The following is a 19,865-nucleotide window of genomic DNA, read 5'->3' on the forward strand; positions in this document are numbered from 1 at the left end:
TTTGGAAACCATTCTTTAAAACCGATAAAATATACTATAAATTCAGTATTTTTGTTAAACTAATAGATAGACACCCATCATTTCTGCCACAACAACTTTCATACCTCTTAGAAGTTCATGCAAATCTATCATTTTCTCTACTGCCTAATTGAAAATAATTTCAAGAAACTGAGTATCTTGCTTTCAATTTAATTGCTTATTTATTATAATTATAATCTGAGATCGATTATTATTTTATTTTTCACATAAAGAAAGGGGAATGAAACATGGACAAGAATGAAATGCATGAAAGCCAAGCTGGAAAGTGCCCTGTATCACACGGAAAAACAGAGGAAGAAAATGCAATCACCACTTCGAAAGTTGGTACAACCAATAAAGACTGGTGGCCTAACCAACTGAATCTGCATATTTTACATCAGCATGATAAGAAAACGAACCCAATGGGTGAAGACTTTAATTATGAAGAAGAATTTAAAAAGCTGGACTATTACGAACTGAAGCAGGACCTTCATGACTTAATGACGACGAGTCAGGACTGGTGGCCGGCAGACTATGGACACTACGGCCCGCTCTTTATCCGAATGTCCTGGCACGCAGCCGGGACTTATCGTACAGGCGATGGCCGCGGAGGCGGAGCAACTGGTACACAGCGTTTCGCACCACTAAACAGCTGGCCGGATAACGCGAACCTTGATAAAGCACGTCGTCTGTTGTGGCCGATTAAGCAAAAGTACGGAAACAAGATTTCCTGGGCTGACTTGCTTGTACTAACAGGAAATGTAGCACTTGAATCCATGGGCTTAAAAACTTTTGGTTTTGCCGGAGGACGCGAAGACGTCTGGCATCCTGAAGAAGATGTCTATTGGGGAACAGAAAAAGAGTGGCTTGAGGACAACCGTTACTCAGGTGACCGCGAGCTGGAAAGTCCGCTCGCTGCCGTACAGATGGGTCTAATCTATGTAAACCCTGAAGGTCCAAACGGTAACCCTGATCCACTGGCAAGTGCGCGTGATATCCGCGAAACATTTGGCCGCATGGGAATGAACGATGAAGAAACAGTGGCGTTGATTGCCGGCGGTCACACCTTCGGTAAAGCTCACGGGGCCGGTGATCCTGAAAAGGTCGGCGCGGCACCAGAAGCTGCTGATATCGAAGAACAAGGCTTAGGCTGGAACAGCACCCACGGAAGTGGTAAAGGCCGTGACACCATTACGAGCGGTGTAGACGGAGCTTGGACAGCGAATCCGACCGTATGGGATAACGGGTACTATGATTTGTTATTTGGCTACGAATGGGAACTTACAAAGAGCGCGGCAGGCGCCAATCAGTGGGCTCCGGTAAACCCTAAAGAAGAAGACCTTGCACCAGATGCAGAAGATCCTTCTGTCCGCGTTCCTACGTTTATGACAACAGCCGATATGGCTTTACGTATGGACCCAGATTATGAAAAAATTTCACGTCGCTATCACGAAAACCCGGATGAATTCGCAGATGCATTCGCGCGTGCATGGTTTAAGCTGCTTCACCGTGACATGGGTCCTAAATCAAGATACCTCGGTCCAGAAGTTCCAGAAGAAGACCTTATCTGGCAGGATCCAATCCCGGAAGTTGACTATGAATTGTCAGATGCTGAAATCTCAGAGCTGAAAGCGAAGATTCTTAATACAGGATTGTCTGTAAGCGAGCTCGTTACTACAGCATGGGCTTCTGCAAGCACGTACCGCGGCTCCGACATGCGTGGTGGAGCGAATGGCGCACGCATTCGCCTGGCTCCTCAAAAGAACTGGGAAGTCAACGAACCTGAAAAGCTTGAAAAAGTACTTTCTGTTTATGAAGACATCCAAAGCCAGCTTGATAAGAAAGTCAGCATCGCTGATTTAATTGTTCTTGGCGGAAGCGCAGCTGTAGAAAAAGCTGCCAAAGATGCAGGTGTTAATATCACCGTTCCATTCGCTCCAGGACGCGGCGATGCAAGTCAAGAAGAGACAGATGTTGAGAGCTTTGAAGTATTAGAGCCGATGGCAGATGGGTTCCGAAATTACGAGAAGAAAGCCTATACACTAAGCCCAGAGGAATTATTAGTAGACAAAGCTCAGCTGCTTGGCCTTTCTGCTCCGGAAATGACTGCACTGATCGGCGGGATGCGAGTGCTTGGAACCAACTATAAAGGCACTGATCACGGCGTATTCACCGACCGTACCGGCGAACTTACGAATGACTTCTTCGTCAACCTGCTTGACATGGGCATTGAATGGAAGCCGTCCGACTACAACCTATACGAAGGACGTGACCGTCAAACAGGCGAACTCGTTCGTACAGCTACACGTGTAGACCTCGTATTCGGTTCAAACTCTGTCCTGCGTGCTCTTGCTGAAGTATATGCACAGGATGACAATCAGGAGAAATTCGTGCGTGACTTTGTAAATGCATGGGTTAAAGTGATGAACGCTGATCGTTTTGATCTTAAACAAAAGAGTGATTTGAGAGTGTCTCACCAGGCATAATAACTAAAAACACCTTACCTGGATGCTTGATTGAAGCGGATTGTCCGCTTCTGAGGTATCGGGTAAGGTGCTTTTTTATGTTGGGATGGAGAATTAAAAAAGTTTTGTAATTCGCTATTTTCTTTCCAGCCAAGTCACACACTCCACATGACTCGTCTGCGGAAACATATCAACAGGCTGAACTTCTTTCGTCTCATATCCCCCATCTTCTAGTACACGCAGGTCACGTGCGAGAGTCGACGGATTACAGGACACATACACGATCCGCTCCGGTCCCATATCCAGCATCGCCTTCAACAGTTCCTCATCGCACCCTTTTCTTGGCGGATCCACAACGATCACATCCGGCTGAAGGCCCTGGCTGCGCCACCATGGCATGATTTCTTCTGCTTGTCCGACGTAAAAATCGGCATTGTCCATTTTATTTAAACGGGCATTTTTCTTTGCATCCGTTACGGCTTCAGGAACAATTTCTACACCGTACACTTTCTTCGCTTTTTGCGCTAAGAACAACGAAATCGTGCCAATGCCGCAGTAAGCGTCGATGACGGTTTCTCCTCCGCGCAAATCTGCGTATTCAAGAGCCTGATCGTAAAGTTTTTTCGTCTGGGTCGGATTGACCTGATAAAAAGACTTTGGCGAGATCATAAACTTCACGTCGCCGATGGTGTCGTAAATGTATTCATCACCCCACAGGACTTTTGTTTCTTTTCCTAAAATGACATTGGTGCGACCGCTATTTATGTTATGAACGATCGACTTCACATTTGGAAAAGCGTCACGAATTTCATCGATGAGCTTCTCGTGATGAGGTAGTTTTTTAGTACGAGTAACGAGTACGACCATAATATCTTTCGTCGTTTGCCCGGTGCGCACCATAATATGACGCAGTACGCCGCGATGGTTTTCTTCATCATACGCATCGATTCCAAGGCGGCTTGCGATGCGGCGGACCGTCTCTACCATACGGTCGTTCATTTCGTCTTGAATTAAACATGTATCCATATCAATAATGTTGTGGCTCCGCTTTTGATAAAATCCCGTCATCAGCTGTCCGTCTTCTTTTTGCCCGACGGGAATTTGGACTTTGTTACGGTAGCGCCATGGGTCGGCCATCCCGATCGTTTTATGAACGGGAACGTGATCCAGGTGTGCGACTTTCTTCATCGCATTTTTCACTTGATTGTACTTCATTTCAAGCTGCATGCTGTAACTCATGTGCTGAAGCTGACATCCGCCGCACTGATAATAAACGTCACACGGCGGCTCGACTCGTTCGTCGCTTGACTCTTCCACTTCCAGCAGTTTACCGAAGCCGAAATTCTTTTTCACTTTCACCACTTTGACCTGCGCCTTCTCTCCAGGCAGGCCGTATGGTACGAACAAAGGATAACCATCCACTTTGCCAACGCCATTTCCTTCATGGGTTAAATCTTCAAATATTAATTCGAGCGTTTGATTTTTTTGTACAGGCGGCTTTGGTTTTGCCATTCAGTATCCGTCCTTTTCATTTCGTAGCTGGGTAGTTTCTATTATAACAAAAACGCTACCGTCATTAGAACGGCAGCGTTTACGATTACCAATTATCTTCTGGATTTGATGAAAATTTATCCTCAGGAACGAAAAATTCCATATGGCGGTATAAGTTGACGAACTCTCCAGGGAGTAACCCGCCAAACTCTCCATCAATGTTTAACTGCATTTTTTCCTCAGTATGAACCTTCACACGGCTCGCTGTCGTATGAATAAATTTTGGATGGTTCAAATGGTTTCCTTGGATGGCCAGAGTAGCTAAACGAACGAATTCGGCAATGTTCATTTTTTCAATGATCATGAGATCAAAAACACCGTCATCCATTTTCGCTCCGGGTGCCAGCCTTTCCAGTCCGCCTACAGAATTCGTATTGGACACGAGAAACAGCATGACCTCACCTTCAAATACCCGTCCATCATACTCCATTTCAACATACGTCGGCCTTAAAGAAGGAAGCATTTCAATGCCTTTTAGATAATAGGCGAGCTGCCCAATCATCGTTTTCAGCTTGCTTGGCACTTCATAAGAAATTTCGGTAATTTTACCGCCGCCGGCTATGTTCATAAAATAATGATCATTTACGCGCCCAATATCTAAAGGCGTCGAATAATCTTCTAAAATAACATCTACTGCTTTATGAATATTTCTCGGCACGCAAAGAGCGCGCGCAAAATCATTTGTTGTTCCGACGGGAATAATACCGAGCTTCGGTCTGAATTCCTGCTCTGCTATTCCATTAATGACTTCATTAATTGTTCCATCTCCGCCTGCAGCTACTACGACATCAAATTTACGCTCCACGGCAATTTGCGCCGCTTCTGTCGCGTCGCCTGCACAAGTTGTGGCATGAGCTGATGTCTCATAGCCAGCTTGTTCAAAGCGCTGCAAAATATCGGGAAGAACTTTCCTTATAATCTCTCTTCCAGAGGTCGGATTATAAATAATACGGGCACGCTGCATAGTATGACCCCCTCATCCATCATGCTCCAAATAACATCATAGCTCTTTTTCCGTCATTTGCAAACATTTTTGTACTCCACGTATAAAAGCACGCACGATGAGTGCGTGCTCTCATTGTGGTCGGAAAGGGCCGCACCCTTGCCGCTTAAAATTTAACGCTTATCTATTTCTTCTAAAAGAATTTTGTTAACCATTGGCGGGTTGGCCTGGCCTTTTGTCTGCTTCATCACCTGGCCGACTAAGAAGCCAATAGCCTTATCTTTTCCATTTTTATAATCTTCAATCGACTGCTGGTTGTTATCAAGGATTCCTGTGATAATTTCACGCAGCTGGCCTTCGTCAGAAATCTGCACAAGGCCTTTGTCTTTTACGATCTTCTCTGGATCGCCGCCTTTTTCCACAAGGTCTCCGAAGACCTTCTTCGCGATCTTAGAAGAAATGGTGCCATCTTCAATCAGTTTCGTCAGCTTCGCCAAACCTGCAGGGGTTAAGGCAAGGTCGCTGAACTCTTTATCGTGCTTGTTCATATAAGCCGATACTTCACCCATTAACCAGTTTGACGCCTGCTTTACGTCTCCGCCTGCTTCAATCGTTTCTTCGAAGAAATCGGACATTTCTTTGTTGTTCGTTAACACCATCGCGTCATAAGCCGGAAGCTTTAATTCTTCAATGTAACGTTTCTTACGAGCATCGGGAAGTTCAGGGATCTGGCTGAAGATCCGATCTTTCCACGCTTCATCGATGTGAAGAGGAACTAAATCCGGTTCTGGGAAGTAACGGTAATCGTCTGATCCCTCTTTCACACGCATTAAGATTGTTTCCTTAGTCTGCTCATCATAACGGCGTGTTTCCTGAAGAATCTCTCCACCGGATAGAAGGACTTTTTCCTGACGCTTTTCTTCAAACTCTAATCCTTTTTGAACAAAAGAAAAGGAGTTTAAGTTTTTAAGTTCGGTCTTTGTCCCAAATTCTTCCTGACCGATTGGACGGATGGAAAGGTTCGCGTCACAACGCAGTGATCCTTCTTCCATCTTACAATCCGAAACGCCTGTATATTGAATGATATTTTTCAGCGCTTCTAAATAAGCATATGCTTCTTTCGGTGAACGAATGTCTGGCTCGGACACAATTTCTACCAGCGGCGTTCCTTGACGGTTATAGTCCACAAGAGAATAGCCATCATCACTGTGTGTCAGCTTTCCAGCATCCTCCTCCATGTGCAGGCGGGTAATGCCGATCCGCTTTTTCACCCCATCGACTTCAATATCGATGTAGCCATTTTCTCCGATTGGTTTATCAAACTGGGAAATTTGATATGCCTTCGGGTTGTCTGGATAGAAATAGTTCTTACGGTCGAACTTCGTATCCGTTGCGATCTCACAATTCAACGCCATAGAAGCCTTCATCGCGTAATTTACGGCTTCTTCGTTGAGAACAGGAAGTACTCCCGGGTAGCCGAGGTCGATCGGGTTAACGTTTGTATTCGGTGAATCTCCAAACATGTTTGGAGAAGGGCTGAAAATTTTAGATGCTGTTTTTAATTCTACGTGGACTTCAAGTCCAATCACTGTTTCAAAATTCATTAGCGCGCACCTCCAAGGGACGGACGTTGTTTATGGAAGTCTGTCGCCTGTTCATAAGCATGAGCAGCACGATAAACGCTGCTCTCATCAAAGTGTCGGCCGATAATTTGCAGGCCGATTGGCAGTCCATCAGATGAGAAGCCGCAAGGAACAGAGATTCCCGGCACACCAGCTAAGTTGACTGGTATGGTTAAAATATCGTTCGCATACATCGTTAGTGGATCATCGATAATCTCTCCGACTTTAAACGCCGGGGTAGGCGTTGTTGGTCCTACAATTACGTCATAGTCTTCAAGAACTTTTTCGAAGTCGTTCTTAATTAATGTACGAACTTGCTGTGCTTTTTTGTAATAGGCATCGTAGTAACCAGAGCTAAGCGCAAAAGTTCCAAGCATAATACGCCGCTTCACTTCGTTTCCAAAGCCTTCAGAACGGGAACGCTTGAACATATCCAGCATCGTTTCCGCATTCTCTGTACGCTTACCGTACCGTACGCCGTCAAAGCGGGCCAGGTTGGCAGAGGCTTCTGAGGAAGAGATCAGGTAGTACGTCGCTACCGCGTATTTGGAGTGAGGCAGGGATACTTCTTCCCAGGTCGCTCCTAGTTCTTCATACTTTTTAAGTGCGGCTTGAACAGCCTCTTTCACTTCTGGTGCTACACCTTCGCCGAGATACTCTTTCGGCACGGCAATTTTCAACCCTTTTACATCACCTGTAAGAGCGTCTGTATAACTTGGCACTTCTACGTTCGCAGATGTGGAATCCATGTTGTCATAACCTGCGATTGTTTCAAGCAGGTACGCGTTGTCTTCAACAGAGCGGGTAATCGGCCCGATTTGGTCTAAGGAAGACGCAAATGCGATCAACCCAAAACGGGAAACACGGCCGTAAGTAGGTTTCAAGCCCACTACGCCACAGAATGCCGCTGGCTGACGGATGGACCCGCCTGTATCAGAACCAAGAGAAAACGGTACTTCGCCGGCAGCTACTGCAGCAGCTGATCCACCGCTGGATCCACCGGGAACGTAGTCTCTATTCCATGGATTGCGTGTCGCATAATAGCTTGAGTTTTCATTGGAAGAACCCATGGCAAACTCGTCCATGTTCAGCTTACCAATAGTCACAGACTTCGCTTCGTTCAGCTTGTTCACGACGGTCGCATCGTAAAGCGGGTCCTCGAAGTTATCAAGGAACTGGCTGGCCGCTGTGGTGCGCAAACCTTTAGTAACGATGTTATCTTTTACACCGATTGGCAGACCAAAAAGCTTCGCAGCATCATCGCCGCGTGTTTCATCTAGTTCAGCTGCTTGTTTTAGGGCAGCTTGTTTATTTAATGTAAGGAAGGCTTTGACTTGATCGTCCACTTCCTCAATTCGATTGTACGATTCATTGACTAAATCCGTTACAGTAATTTCTTTACTATGTAGCTTATCTTTCAACTCACGTAAAGAATGTTCAAACAAAGACATGAAATACCCTCCCTATTCCAAAATGGATGGGACTTTATATTGTCCATCCTGATGATCTGGTGCATTTTTTAATGCATCTTCTTTTTCAATCCATTTCTTCGGTTCATCTTTACGCATGACATTCTGCAAATCAAGAACGTGGGTCGTCGGCTCAACACCTTCAGTATCCAGTTCATTCAATTGCTCAGCGTACGTAATGATATCGTCAAGCTGCTTTGTGAAAAGATCAGCTTCTTCTTCCTTAATGGAAAGACGGGCCAGGTGTGCCACGTGTTTCACTTCTTCTTTACTAATTCGGGACATGTCATTACCTCCATTCGATCTCACATAATATATGATCATACCAAAAATCTATTTTCATACGCAACGTACAGCTATACACCCTTCCTATCATAACATATAGTTCAAGTTCATTCATGGACGACTTTGCCATGAATGTTACTTGAACTTATCGGGCGTTTAGAGGCCGTTTCCCCTATACATGTATAACTTTTCCCGCCAATAGGTTTAGGGGAAATACGGACTGTTAACCTGCGGAAAAGCGAAACTTCATTCAGGGGGTTTTTCCTGACATTTGGGCCGGTTTTTCTGACATTATTAGCGTTTTTACTGACATTATATGAATTAATTCTGACATTTACAAAAAGTCCAGCCTGTATCTCCTTCCTTTCGTTTTTCCCACTGGATTCAACGATTAGATAATGCTCCTTGCTATACTTTCAGAGTCAATTTGTAAGAACCAGCGCAACTCTCGATTTGTGATACTCTCCTCCACCAGCAGCCGATAATCACGCAAACTCTCTATGTGAGCATCCACCGAATCCAATCCACAAATCGAACACTTCCATTTCCCATAACCCCTGTTCATAGGCAGAGCTCTGCAGCTTGGGCAGTGCACGCCCACCCGCAGTTCTTCTTTCTTTATTTTATAATTTTGAAGCACATCAATTTTGCGTGGTACGTGAGCCTGTTTCAGCTCTTCACCCATACGTAGTAACTCATTTTGCCCTAGCACTCGCTGCGCATACTTACTATCCAGCTCATTTATTATAAAAGGAAGGTAGGCGCTGTGGATGACGGAGGGGTTGGAAGTATGAATAATAGTAGAGGGTTTACTTATGACGATGAGGGTTTCAATGGGGAGGTCGGGGTATCGGTAAGCGTTGAGCCATTTCCGCAAATAATTCTTCTGCCTTCTTACTTGCAGCAGAGGGTCCAACTGGATAAACTGATGATCAATAGGAAGTCTTACATCGTGTAGGATTTGATAATGAGGAGGTAGTAGCTGGAGGTGATAATCCAGGGATTCTTCTCCACGGAACCCAGCGCTGACAAGGGTCAGGTCTTTTTCGATATCATCACGTCTAAGGCTCGTTCTTCTCTCCAGTGCCTCCAGTGCCAGCATCTGGTCCGGCTTCCTTCGTTTTTTTACAATCATGGCTTTCCTCCTTTTTTGGTACCAGGTACCGGTAATAGCTTTCTTATCATAACAAAAAAGATCTCCAGCTACCCGCTGGAGATCTCTTTCTGATCTATTATTTACGAACTGCTTCTTCAAATTCTGCAATAACTTCTTTCGGTGGTGTACCTGCTAAACTTACTAAGATCGCAGCAATACCACTTAGGATAAAGCCTGGCAGCAGTTCATAAAGGTCGAAGATACCGCCGCTTAAGTTAGCCCAAAGGATAACGGTAATAGCTCCCACGATAATACCTGCCAGAGCGCCATTACGTGTAATGTTTTTCCAGAACAGAGACAGAATAATGATCGGTCCGAAAGCTGCACCAAATCCTGCCCAAGCATAAGAAACAAGCTCGAGTACTGTACTATCCGGGTTTCCAGCAAGCAGGAGTGCGATAAGTGCGATACCTGCTACAGCGATACGTCCAACCCATACAAGCTCACGGTCAGAAGCGTTTTTACGGAAAATCGCTTTGTAAAAGTCTTCTGCCAAAGCGGATGATGATACGAGCAATTGAGAGTCAATTGTACTCATAATAGCAGATAGAATCGCAGCTAACAGAATACCTGCAATAATAGGGTGGAACAAAATTTGAGAGAATGCAATGAAGATCGTTTCAGGGTTATCAAGCATCTGAACGCCGCCTTCATTTACGAGTGAAGCACCAAAGTTACCTAACCCATCTACTTCATTTGTTGCCATGTAAGCTAGTCCGAATAAACCTGTGAAAATGGCACCGTAAAGACCGATGACCATCCACCCAATCCCGATTAAGCGTGCTTTAGGCACATCGTTAGGTGAACGTAAAGCCATAAAACGAACGACGATATGAGGCTGACCAAAGTAACCAAGCCCCCATGCCAGAGAAGAAATAATGGCTAATGCTCCGACACCTTGCACCATCTGCAGATGTCCTGGTTCAATTTGACCAACGGCATTGATCGCTTCACTAAACCCGCCCAACTCCTGGGCTGCCACGATTGGAACGGCAATTAAAGCTATAAACATTAGAATACCTTGTACGAAGTCCGTCCAGCTAACGGCTAAGAATCCGCCAAGGAAAGTATAAGAAATAGTTACAATTGCACCAATCCATAGAGCTTGTGTATAAGATAAATTAAATGAAGCTTCAAAAAGTGTAGCTCCGGCTACTAGTCCGGACGACGTGTAAAAAGTAAAGAATACTAAAATAACTAATGCAGAAATGACACGTAAGATATGAGAGTGATCGTGGAAACGGTTCTCTAAATAGTCTGGAACAGTTATCGCATCTTTGAAGACTTCGGTAAACACACGAAGACGGCGAGCTACAAACTGCCAGTTTAAGTAAGCACCAATAGCTAAACCAATACCGATCCACGCTTCTGCTAAACCTGAAGCATAAATAGCACCTGGTAAGCCTAGTAATAACCAGCCGCTCATGTCTGATGCTCCGGCACTAAGTGCGGCTACTCCTGGAGTTAATCGACGACCACCTAATACATAATCAGATAAATCGCTTGTTATACGGTATGAGGCAAAACCAATCAACAACATACCTATGAGATAGACTATAAACGTAATTAAAGTTGCTGAACCCATGTTTTATTATTCGCTCCTTCCGGTAAATAGTGTAATTAATGATAGAATAATTAAAATTGGCATTGGTACAAACAGCCAAAACCATGATGCGCCTGAAAGTGAATATTGTCCTGCAGCGGTTGCTAGTTCAAACACGATGTCACCTCCAATTTTTGAATTATACACTTCTATGCAATTGTAAAATAATTCAGAATGCCTGCAAATCAGGCACAGAAGTGAAAAAAGCCAAACACAGGTACAACCATATCATAATATAATAGTTAGAACATTGCAAAAATTATAATATCGACTTTTTGTTGTATAATTATACAAATTTTTAGATTATATACATAAAATTTCACAATATATATGATATCTATTCATAAAATTTTATAAATAAAAATTTCATTCACTTGGTATTTTCATTCTGTAAAGGGGCTTTTTTCCTAAATCGAAAGAAAGGCTTTCTATTTCTTATGTATAGTTATCTTCAAATTTTAGGATATTATCAACAAAAAATATAAAATCACAAGTCCTAATCTTAACATAAAAATAGAGCTGCCATAAAGGCAGCTCTATTCATCGTTAATTATAGCATTTCAGATGTGGTTTTTCCTTGCATATGATGAACTAAATAATCAGGTCCTCCTGCTTTTGAATCGGTTCCTGACATATTAAAGCCTCCGAAAGGATGATAGCCTACAATGGCTGCTGTACAGCCACGGTTAAAGTATAAGTTTCCAACATGGAAATCTTCACGTGCTTTTTCTTGATTCTGACGATTGTTTGTAATGACAGCACCTGTTAAGCCGTACTCCGTATTGTTTGCAATATCAATAGCTTCGTCAAAAGTCTTCGCTTTCGTAAAACCGACCACAGGACCGAAGATTTCTTCTTGCATAATGCGAGCATCTGGAGCTAGATCAGCAAAAACAGTCGGCTCAATAAACCACCCTTTACTATCATTCCCTTTTCCACCTGTAACAAGTTTACCTTCCTGTTTACCAATTTCAATGTAGTTCAAAATTTTATCATAAGCTGCCTGATCAATAACCGGCCCCATATATGTGTCGTGTGCCGTTGGATCACCATACGAAACATTCTCTTTTGTTTTAGACGCTACTTTATCGAGAAGCTCATCATAAATATCTTCATGAGCTACTACGCGTGAGCAGGCAGAGCATTTCTGACCTGAAAAACCAAATGCAGAATAAGTAATGGCATCTGCCGCTAATTCTAAATCAGAATCTTTGTCCACGACGATGGTATCTTTTCCACCCATCTCGATAATCGTACGTTTCAGCCATTTCTGTCCAGGGTGAACTTTAGACGCACGTTCAAAAATACGGGTCCCTACTTCTCTAGAACCAGTGAAGCTGACGAAACGAGTACGAGGATGATCGACAAGGTAGTCGCCTACTTCTTTTCCACTTCCTGGAATATAGTTAATCACTCCAGCTGGAAGACCTGCTTCCTCTAATACTTCCATCATTTTATACGCAATGATTGGAGTCGTACTGGCTGGTTTAAGGAGAACCGTATTTCCTGAAACCATAGAAGCCACTGTTGTTCCGCACATAATAGCGAATAAGAAATTCCACGGAGAAATAACCACGCCGACGCCCAGTGGTATGTAATGGAAGCGATTATTCTCTATTGGGCGTGAGTTAATCTCAACACCTTTATCAATTTCAAGCATTTGACGACCATAGTACTCTAAGAAATCAATTGCTTCAGCTGTATCTGCATCCGCTTCCTTCCATGGTTTTCCTCCCTCTTTTACAAGGTGAGCGGTAAACTCATGCTTACGGCGGCGGACAATGGCTGCTGCACGGAACAAAATGTCGGCACGAAACTGTGCTTTTGTCTTGCGCCACCAATTAAAAGTATCGTCTGCGATCTGGTGGGCTTTTTCAGCTAAATCTTGATTGGCTTTTGCTACGTATCCAATCACTTCTTTTTTATTAGCCGGATTGACTACTTTTATTTTGTCATCCGTCATGATCCGTTCTCCACCAATAATTAAAGGATATTCCTTTCCTAAGTCTCCTTCGACCTGCTTAATTGCATCTTCTAGAGCTTTACGATTTTCCTCCACACTAAAGTCAGTAAATGGTTCATGTTTGTAAGGCACTACCATGTAAAACCGCCTCCTCATATTGTAGGGTTAGACGCTTTATTTTTAGAAAGTTATTATATTAAGCGCTTCCACAAAACATTTTATCGTATGTTAAAAGTTTCTTCAAATTTTTTCAATTTAAAGCAAAGGTATAAAAAGCGCCATGACGAAGTTTAATTCATCATGGCCTTCTTGAACTATTCATAAATATGGACGAAAGGTTCTTCTTGTCCCGGTTTTTTTACTATTAAACTTTCCTGCTGATCCATACTGTTAATTTTCACTTGTATAGAATAATGATCTTCAAACATTTCCATCACAAGACTGTATACATATTGAGTAAATCCTGTAACTTCTGTATGCGAGTCAAACTGTATAGGGATGTCTATTTTCACTTCATGAAGTTCGTCATCGACGTAAAACCCATTTGCTATCATTCCGACAAAGTTCGGGAAGTAATCTGAAACCTCAGATCGAAAATCAGAAAACATTTCAGCATCATCAAAATGATCTTCCTCTGCTTCATCCGATGGGAACAGCACATATTCTTCATCAATATCTGCCCAGTCACCTACCGAATTGTCAGATCCTTCAGCATATCCTTTACTTAAAAAGTTACCTGGTGATTCAGCATTATCTTCCTCTTCTTCATAAATAGCAAACATAACAGGTACGTCCTGCAGTTCTTCTCGTTCCCGTAACCTTTCTAGGATCTTATCCGCATATTCCTGTCCTCGCGCCAAAGATTCACTCGTTGAAATATTTTCTGAATACTCGCGACCTTCAGCTTGAAAGTCATAAATCGAACGCATGGATATTCCAATGGTTAGTCCTGCCACTTCTACGACATCATCTTCTTGTCGAATTAAGTAGTCTTGCTCCACTATATTGGAAATATAGCGAGGGTTCTCCCGGAAATCTTCTTCTGAGGCAGAGTCTTCATCTAATTCTGGATTAAGACCTTCTACATTTCCTGTTTTATAAGGTTCATCAGGATCTTCCGGCTCCTCGTATCTTCCCAGCCATCTTAATAACGTGTCTTTATCCAAAAATTGACCCGGCTGAAAATAATAATCTTCCGCGCTGAAGTATTCTTTAGAATGGCGCTGTAATCCGCCTTCAAATTCTGCTATATCAAGTCGGTTTCCCATTTGGTTGGTCGTCACTCCACGGGCAGCCGAAATTTTCGACTCGCCTTCTGTTAAAATCATCCGGTACGTATCATCTGATAAGTCGTAGTTTGGGATGATCGCTTTTTCATCACTATCTTCGTCCGTCGTTTCGCGAACAACCTCATCTGTATTATCGTATACGGGTGTACACGCGCTGACAATAAGGATCATAACTAACCAAACGGCGTGCAGCTTCCTCATTCATTCCACTCCCCATTATGTTAAAGCATTCGCAAATTCTTCCTCGTTCCATATCTCTACCCCAAGCTTTTCTGCTTTATCGTATTTTGAACCTGCGTCTTCCCCGGCAATAAGTAAATCTGTATTTTTACTTATACTACCGGTGACTTTTCCGCCAAGTTCCTGGACGATATTTTTCGCTTCTGAGCGTGTGAAGTTTTCCATTTTTCCTGTAAGGACAATGGTTTTCCCTTTAAAAGGAGAATCTTCTGGTCCTTCGTTTTTCTTCGGCCCTTTATATTCCATGTTAATTCCTAATTGTTTTAAATCATCTATAAGGTCAAGAACTTGCGGCTTTGAAAAATAGCGGGCGATGGAGTCGGCCATTTTTTCTCCAATCTCTGGTACGAGCATTAAATTTTCTGCATCAGTTTGGCTTAGTGCCTCCATCGTTTCAAATTCCTGCGCTAATGTTTGAGCAGCTTTCGTGCCTACGTATCGAATACCGAGTCCAAACAACAGCTTTTCTAAAGAATTGGCCTTTGAAGCTTCGATGGCATTTAATAAGTTTTCAACAGACTTCTCACCCATTCGTTCAAGTTGCAGCAGTTCTTCTCGTTTAAGTTTGTACAAATCGGCAATTGTAGCAATTAAATTTTCCTGGAAAAGCTGGGCAATTACTTTCTCTCCAAGACCATCAATATCCATAGCGTTACGCGATACGAAATGAATTAATCCTTCACGCAGCTGAGCCTGACAGTTAGGATTAATACATCGCAGGGCGACTTCTTCTTCCAGCCTAACCAGTTTACTCTCACACTCAGGACAGTGTTCTGGCATCGCGTAAGGCTCTTCTTCTCCACTTCGTTGGTCCACAAGTACTCGGACGACTTCAGGAATGATATCTCCTGCTTTTTTAATCACTACGGTGTCCCCGATACGGATATCGCGTTCTCGGATTAAATCCTCGTTGTGCAGAGAAGCTCGCTGAACAGTCGTTCCAGCCACTTTCACCGGGTCTAATATCGCCGTTGGCGTAACAACGCCTGTGCGCCCCACGCTTAACTCGATATCTTTTAATGTCGTAACAGCTTCTTCAGCAGGAAATTTATATGCTGTAGCCCAGCGCGGACTTTTCGCTGTAAAGCCGAGTGCTTCCTGTTGATCGAGGCGATCCACTTTTATAACGATCCCGTCAATCTCATAATCTAAGTCCGGTCGTCGTTCAACCCAGCCATGTACATAATCAATGACTTCATCAATAGATTTACATTTCTTCCATTCCGGATTTGTTTTTAAGCCTAGTTCTTTCATCCGTTCTAAACGCTCACTATGTGATTGGGAGGATTCTCCTTGCCATTCGCCGACACCATATAGAAAAATATCCAGATTACGTTTAGCAGCGACTTTAGGATCAAGCTGTCTCAACGAACCTGCTGCTGCATTTCGTGGATTCGCGAACGGCTCTTCCCCTTTTTCTTCACGAGCTTCGTTCATTTTCAAAAAAGAGTTCTTCGGCATAAAAGCTTCTCCGCGCACTTCTACTGTTTCTGGTGAGTGAAGACGCAGTGGAATGGTACGAATTGTACGTAAATTCACGGTGATGTCTTCTCCGACGGTTCCATCCCCTCTCGTAGCACCACGAACAAGGACACCATCTTCATAGGTTAAAGAAACGGCAAGTCCATCAATTTTCAGCTCACAAACATAGGTGACTTCTTCTCCTGTACCTTCTCTTACACGCCGGTCAAAGTCACGCAGTTCCTGCTCATCAAACGAGTTGCCCAGGCTGAGCATCGCTACATTATGACGTACTTTTTGAAAAGCACTTAGAGGCTCCGCTCCAACACGCTGGGATGGAGAATCTGCTGTTACTAGATCAGGAAACTCAGATTCTAAATCAATCAGTTCACGCATTTTTTTATCGTATTCATAGTCCGATACACTAGGGGCGTCGAGTGTATGATATTCATAATTGTACTGATGAATTTCATTTCGTAACGCATCTAGTCGCTGCTGTGCTTCCTGTCGGTTCATATCCTGCTCACGTCCTTACACTTTCGTAATCGGGGCAAATCTGGCAATTAATCGTTTGATACCTGTCGGCGCTGGAAAAGCGATGTCCAGTTCCATGTCTTCGCCTTCACCTTGCACTTTAACTACCGTTCCTTCTCCCCATTTTTTATGAGAAGCTTTATCCCCAGGCTGCCAGGAAACTTTCTCCCCGCCTGACGTCGTTTTTTCTTTTTTAGCTGCCCGTTTTTTCGGAGCGGGTTGTGCAGATGCTGCTGTCCCGGGCTCACGCTTTTGGCTGAAAAATGGCAGCGGTTCTTTCTCTTCTTTACCTTCTAATAAATCCTGGGGAATCTCATGGATAAAGCGGCTGACCGGATTCATATTCGTACGCCCGTACAACGTACGCATTTTTGCATGCGTTAAATACAGGTTACGCTCAGCTCTTGTAATTCCTACATAAGCCAGACGCCTTTCCTCTTCCATTTCATCATCATCCATTAACGAACGGGTGTGCGGGAATACATTCTCTTCCATCCCTATTAGAAACACTACTGGAAACTCTAAACCTTTTGCTGAATGCAAGGTCATTAAAGTGACCGTGTCGTCACTAGATGGATCGTCATTCATTGAATCGATATCGGCAATTAACGCCAAGTCCGTTAAAAATGCAATTAATGTTTTATCTTCTGCCGTATCTTCAAAATTTTTGGTAACAGACTTGAACTCTTCAATGTTTTCTAACCGGCTCTGCGCTTCTAAACTTTTTTCGTTTTTCAGCATTTCTTCGTAACCTGTGATTTCAATAACTTCGTTGACCATATCTGTCGCAGAAAGAAATTCCTGCTGCTGGGTCCAGTTACGGATCATTTGATAAAAATTCATGACAGACTTAGCCGCTTTGGCACTTACCCCGACAAAATCGATTTCTGCCGCTGCTTCATAAAGCGAGATATCCTGAGCAGCTGCATATGCTTGTAGTTTATCCAGGCTTGTTTTTCCTACGCCTCGTTTCGGTTCATTTATGACACGCTGAAAGCTTAAATCATCGTTTGGATTGGCAATCAGCCTTAAGTAAGCAAGTAAGTCTTTAATCTCTTTTCGATCGTAGAACTTCGTACCTCCAACCATTTGGTAAGGAACACCGGACTTTACGAATGTTTCTTCAATCGTACGAGATTGGGCATTTGTCCGATATAAAATCGCTACGTCTTTATACTGAAAACTTCCGCTGCGTACAAGATCTTCAATCTGGTCGGTGACAAAAAAAGCTTCTTCTCTCTCTGTCCCCGCTTCTTTGTATTGAATTTTCGTACCACCGCTATTATCAGTCCATAGGTTTTTAGCTTTTCGTCCACTATTATTGGCGATTACTTTATTGGCAGCATTTAAGATGAGTTCTGTGGAGCGGTAATTTTGCTCCAGCAAGATCGTTTTTGCGTTCGGATAGTCCTTCTCAAAGGATAGGATGTTTGTAATATCTGCCCCTCTCCAACGGTAAATAGATTGGTCAGAATCACCTACTACACAAAGATTTTGGTAACGGCTGGCTAGATGCTTAACAAGCTGATACTGGGCATGGTTCGTATCTTGATACTCGTCCACGTGAATATATTGAAAGCGGCGCTGGTAATACTCTAAGACTTCTGGCAGCCGGTCAAAGAGCGTTAACGTCTGCATAATCAAATCGTCGAAATCCAGCGATTGATTCTTGCGCAGCTTTTTTTGATATCCTTTATAAATCTGAGCAATTTGCTCTTCATGCAAACTGTTTGTCTCACGTTCATACTGCTCCGGTGTAATAAGTTCGTTCTTAGCGTTGCTGATCGCCCCGATCATCGCGCGGGGATCCCATTTTTTTGGATCGAGATTCAATTCTTTCAGTACTTGTTTGATCACGGACTGCTGATCACTTGAATCTAAAATAGAAAAGTTACGATCGTAGCCGATTCGGTCGATGTCACGTCTAAGAATACGCACACACATAGAGTGGAACGTAGACATCCATATCTTTTCGGCTTCTGCTCCCACTAATGACTCAACTCGCTCTTTCATTTCGCGTGCTGCTTTGTTCGTAAATGTAATTGCTAAAACGTTCCGTGGAGATACTTCTCTTTCATCTAGTAAATATGCGATTCGATGAGTAAGTACTCTTGTTTTTCCACTTCCCGCCCCGGCCATTATAAGAAGCGGTCCTTCGGTATGGGTGACCGCATTTCTCTGTTGTTCATTCAACCCTTTCACTAGAGGGTGGATTGCTTGTGTCATGTGGACACCTTCCTTTTACTCATTATTGCTTGCAAGCCTTAACCGTTCGAAGAGCTGCTTGCACGTCCTTATATATAACATTCCCTACGACGATAACATCTGCATGGCGTTTCATCGTAACCGCCTGTTCGTAAGACTCAATACCTCCCCCGTAAAAAAGGGTAGTGTGGCTTACATGATTACGAACTTCCTTTACTAATTCAGCATTCCCAAAGGCTCCACTATATTCTAAGTAAAAAATCGGAAAATGAAACATTTGCTCTGCCATAACTGCATATGCAATAACATCATCATATGACGGCAGCTCACATTCAGCCGCTTTGAATACTTTCGCTTGTTCGTTCAATACACAATAGCCTTCTACCAGCATATGATTCCACGGAATCCAATCCTGATATTCCTTAATAGCTTCATGCTGAATACCGGTGATAAACTTCTTATCCTTACTGTTTAATACACTCGGAATTAAATATCCATCAAACCCAGGCATGATGGATTCCATAGTTGAAACCTCAAGCAGACATGGAACTTTGTAGCGCTGGACTCTTTCTGACAAATCAAATACATTGTCGAAAGTTACGCCATCTGTTCCTCCGATAATGATCGCATCCGTGCCTGATTCACAAAGAACGGATAAGTCTCTATCATCTATTGTTTTATTTGGATCGAGCTTAAAAACGTGACTCCATTCTTTTATATTACACACAGAATGTATTCCTCCATAAGTGAATCTTGTGTCGGCCTTTCATCTTCTGACTCAGCGGAGAACCTCAAGATATTTAGTGCCCGTTCAATTACGATAAACGTTTATCCATTCATATATTATAGCAAACTTTTACTTCTTACATGAATCGATAAGAGGGATTTTTTATGAAGACTTACGGTCATTAATAATTGATTTACGAGAGGGTTTTAGAAGTTTTGCGAGTAGTATCAGTTGGAACGTTACGATACCAACCAGCGCCCCCTCCTGCAGCCCAACATTCCCTGATATCTTTCAAATCACCATCAAAAAGCCGCCCCAACGACCAGGACGGCTT

General features: G+C 43.3%; 14 protein-coding genes. 1 reads left to right on the forward strand and 13 read right to left on the reverse strand.

All coding sequences use genetic code 11. The features are described from left to right. Window positions 1–266 precede the first annotated feature (266 nt). Window positions 267–2,504, forward strand: a complete 2,238-nt coding sequence (katG, locus tag ACGTNH_RS16870; protein ID WP_394588105.1) for a catalase/peroxidase HPI — start codon at window positions 267–269, stop codon at window positions 2,502–2,504. Between the two features lie 114 nt (window positions 2,505–2,618). On the opposite strand, the gene rlmD is transcribed toward katG, so the two are convergent. From rlmD to pcrB, 13 genes are all read right to left on the reverse strand, one after another. Continuing rightward, window positions 2,619–3,995: a 23S rRNA (uracil(1939)-C(5))-methyltransferase RlmD gene (gene rlmD / locus ACGTNH_RS16875; RefSeq protein WP_394588106.1), complete on the reverse strand. Its 1,377-nt coding sequence runs from the start codon at window positions 3,993–3,995 to the stop codon at window positions 2,619–2,621. Window positions 3,996–4,080: 85 nt separating this feature from the next. Next, on the reverse strand, window positions 4,081–4,998 hold the full coding sequence (locus ACGTNH_RS16880) for a diacylglycerol kinase (RefSeq protein WP_394588107.1): 918 nt from the start codon (window positions 4,996–4,998) through the stop codon (window positions 4,081–4,083). A gap of 152 nt (window positions 4,999–5,150) precedes the next feature. Further along, entirely contained in the window at window positions 5,151–6,581 is a 1,431-nt protein-coding gene (gene gatB / locus ACGTNH_RS16885) for an Asp-tRNA(Asn)/Glu-tRNA(Gln) amidotransferase subunit GatB (RefSeq protein WP_394588108.1), read from the reverse strand. Then, the gene (gene gatA, locus ACGTNH_RS16890) at window positions 6,581–8,050 is read right to left on the reverse strand and encodes an Asp-tRNA(Asn)/Glu-tRNA(Gln) amidotransferase subunit GatA (RefSeq protein WP_394588109.1); all 1,470 of its coding nucleotides are present in this window, start codon (window positions 8,048–8,050) and stop codon (window positions 6,581–6,583) included. Before gatA ends, gatB begins: the two co-directional genes overlap by 1 nt. Before the next feature lie 12 nt (window positions 8,051–8,062). Next, window positions 8,063–8,353 carry an Asp-tRNA(Asn)/Glu-tRNA(Gln) amidotransferase subunit GatC gene (gene gatC, locus ACGTNH_RS16895; protein ID WP_394588110.1) on the reverse strand — a complete coding sequence of 97 codons (291 nt, stop codon included), beginning with the start codon at window positions 8,351–8,353 and terminating at the stop codon, window positions 8,063–8,065. Window positions 8,354–8,744: 391 nt separating this feature from the next. Then, window positions 8,745–9,488 (reverse strand): nuclease-related domain-containing protein, encoded by a 744-nt coding sequence (locus tag ACGTNH_RS16900; RefSeq protein ID WP_394588111.1) that lies wholly within the window; start codon window positions 9,486–9,488, stop codon window positions 8,745–8,747. 97 nt (window positions 9,489–9,585) lie between these two features. Continuing rightward, complete coding sequence (putP, locus tag ACGTNH_RS16905; protein ID WP_394588112.1) at window positions 9,586–11,094, reverse strand: sodium/proline symporter PutP; 1,509 nt, start codon at window positions 11,092–11,094, stop codon at window positions 9,586–9,588. Between the two features lie 6 nt (window positions 11,095–11,100). Further along, window positions 11,101–11,229 (reverse strand): hypothetical protein, encoded by a 129-nt coding sequence (locus ACGTNH_RS16910; RefSeq protein ID WP_394588113.1) that lies wholly within the window; start codon window positions 11,227–11,229, stop codon window positions 11,101–11,103. A gap of 433 nt (window positions 11,230–11,662) precedes the next feature. Next, window positions 11,663–13,213 (reverse strand): L-glutamate gamma-semialdehyde dehydrogenase, encoded by a 1,551-nt coding sequence (gene pruA / locus ACGTNH_RS16915; RefSeq protein WP_394588114.1) that lies wholly within the window; start codon window positions 13,211–13,213, stop codon window positions 11,663–11,665. Between the two features lie 176 nt (window positions 13,214–13,389). Further along, complete coding sequence (locus ACGTNH_RS16920) at window positions 13,390–14,565, reverse strand: CamS family sex pheromone protein (RefSeq protein ID WP_394588115.1); 1,176 nt, start codon at window positions 14,563–14,565, stop codon at window positions 13,390–13,392. Window positions 14,566–14,580: 15 nt separating this feature from the next. Further along, window positions 14,581–16,581, reverse strand: a complete 2,001-nt coding sequence (ligA, locus tag ACGTNH_RS16925; RefSeq protein WP_394588116.1) for an NAD-dependent DNA ligase LigA — start codon at window positions 16,579–16,581, stop codon at window positions 14,581–14,583. 15 nt (window positions 16,582–16,596) lie between these two features. Further along, window positions 16,597–18,825, reverse strand: coding sequence for a DNA helicase PcrA (gene pcrA, locus ACGTNH_RS16930; protein WP_394588117.1), 2,229 nt, complete (start codon window positions 18,823–18,825; stop codon window positions 16,597–16,599). A gap of 22 nt (window positions 18,826–18,847) precedes the next feature. Next, a complete protein-coding gene (gene pcrB, locus ACGTNH_RS16935; protein WP_394588118.1) occupies window positions 18,848–19,531 on the reverse strand; it encodes a heptaprenylglyceryl phosphate synthase in 684 nt (227 codons plus the stop codon). Window positions 19,532–19,865: the final 334 nt, after the last annotated feature.

It is taken from the genome of Halobacillus sp. B23F22_1, from assembly GCF_043497005.1.
Taxonomy (GTDB): domain Bacteria; phylum Bacillota; class Bacilli; order Bacillales; family Halobacillaceae; genus Halobacillus_A.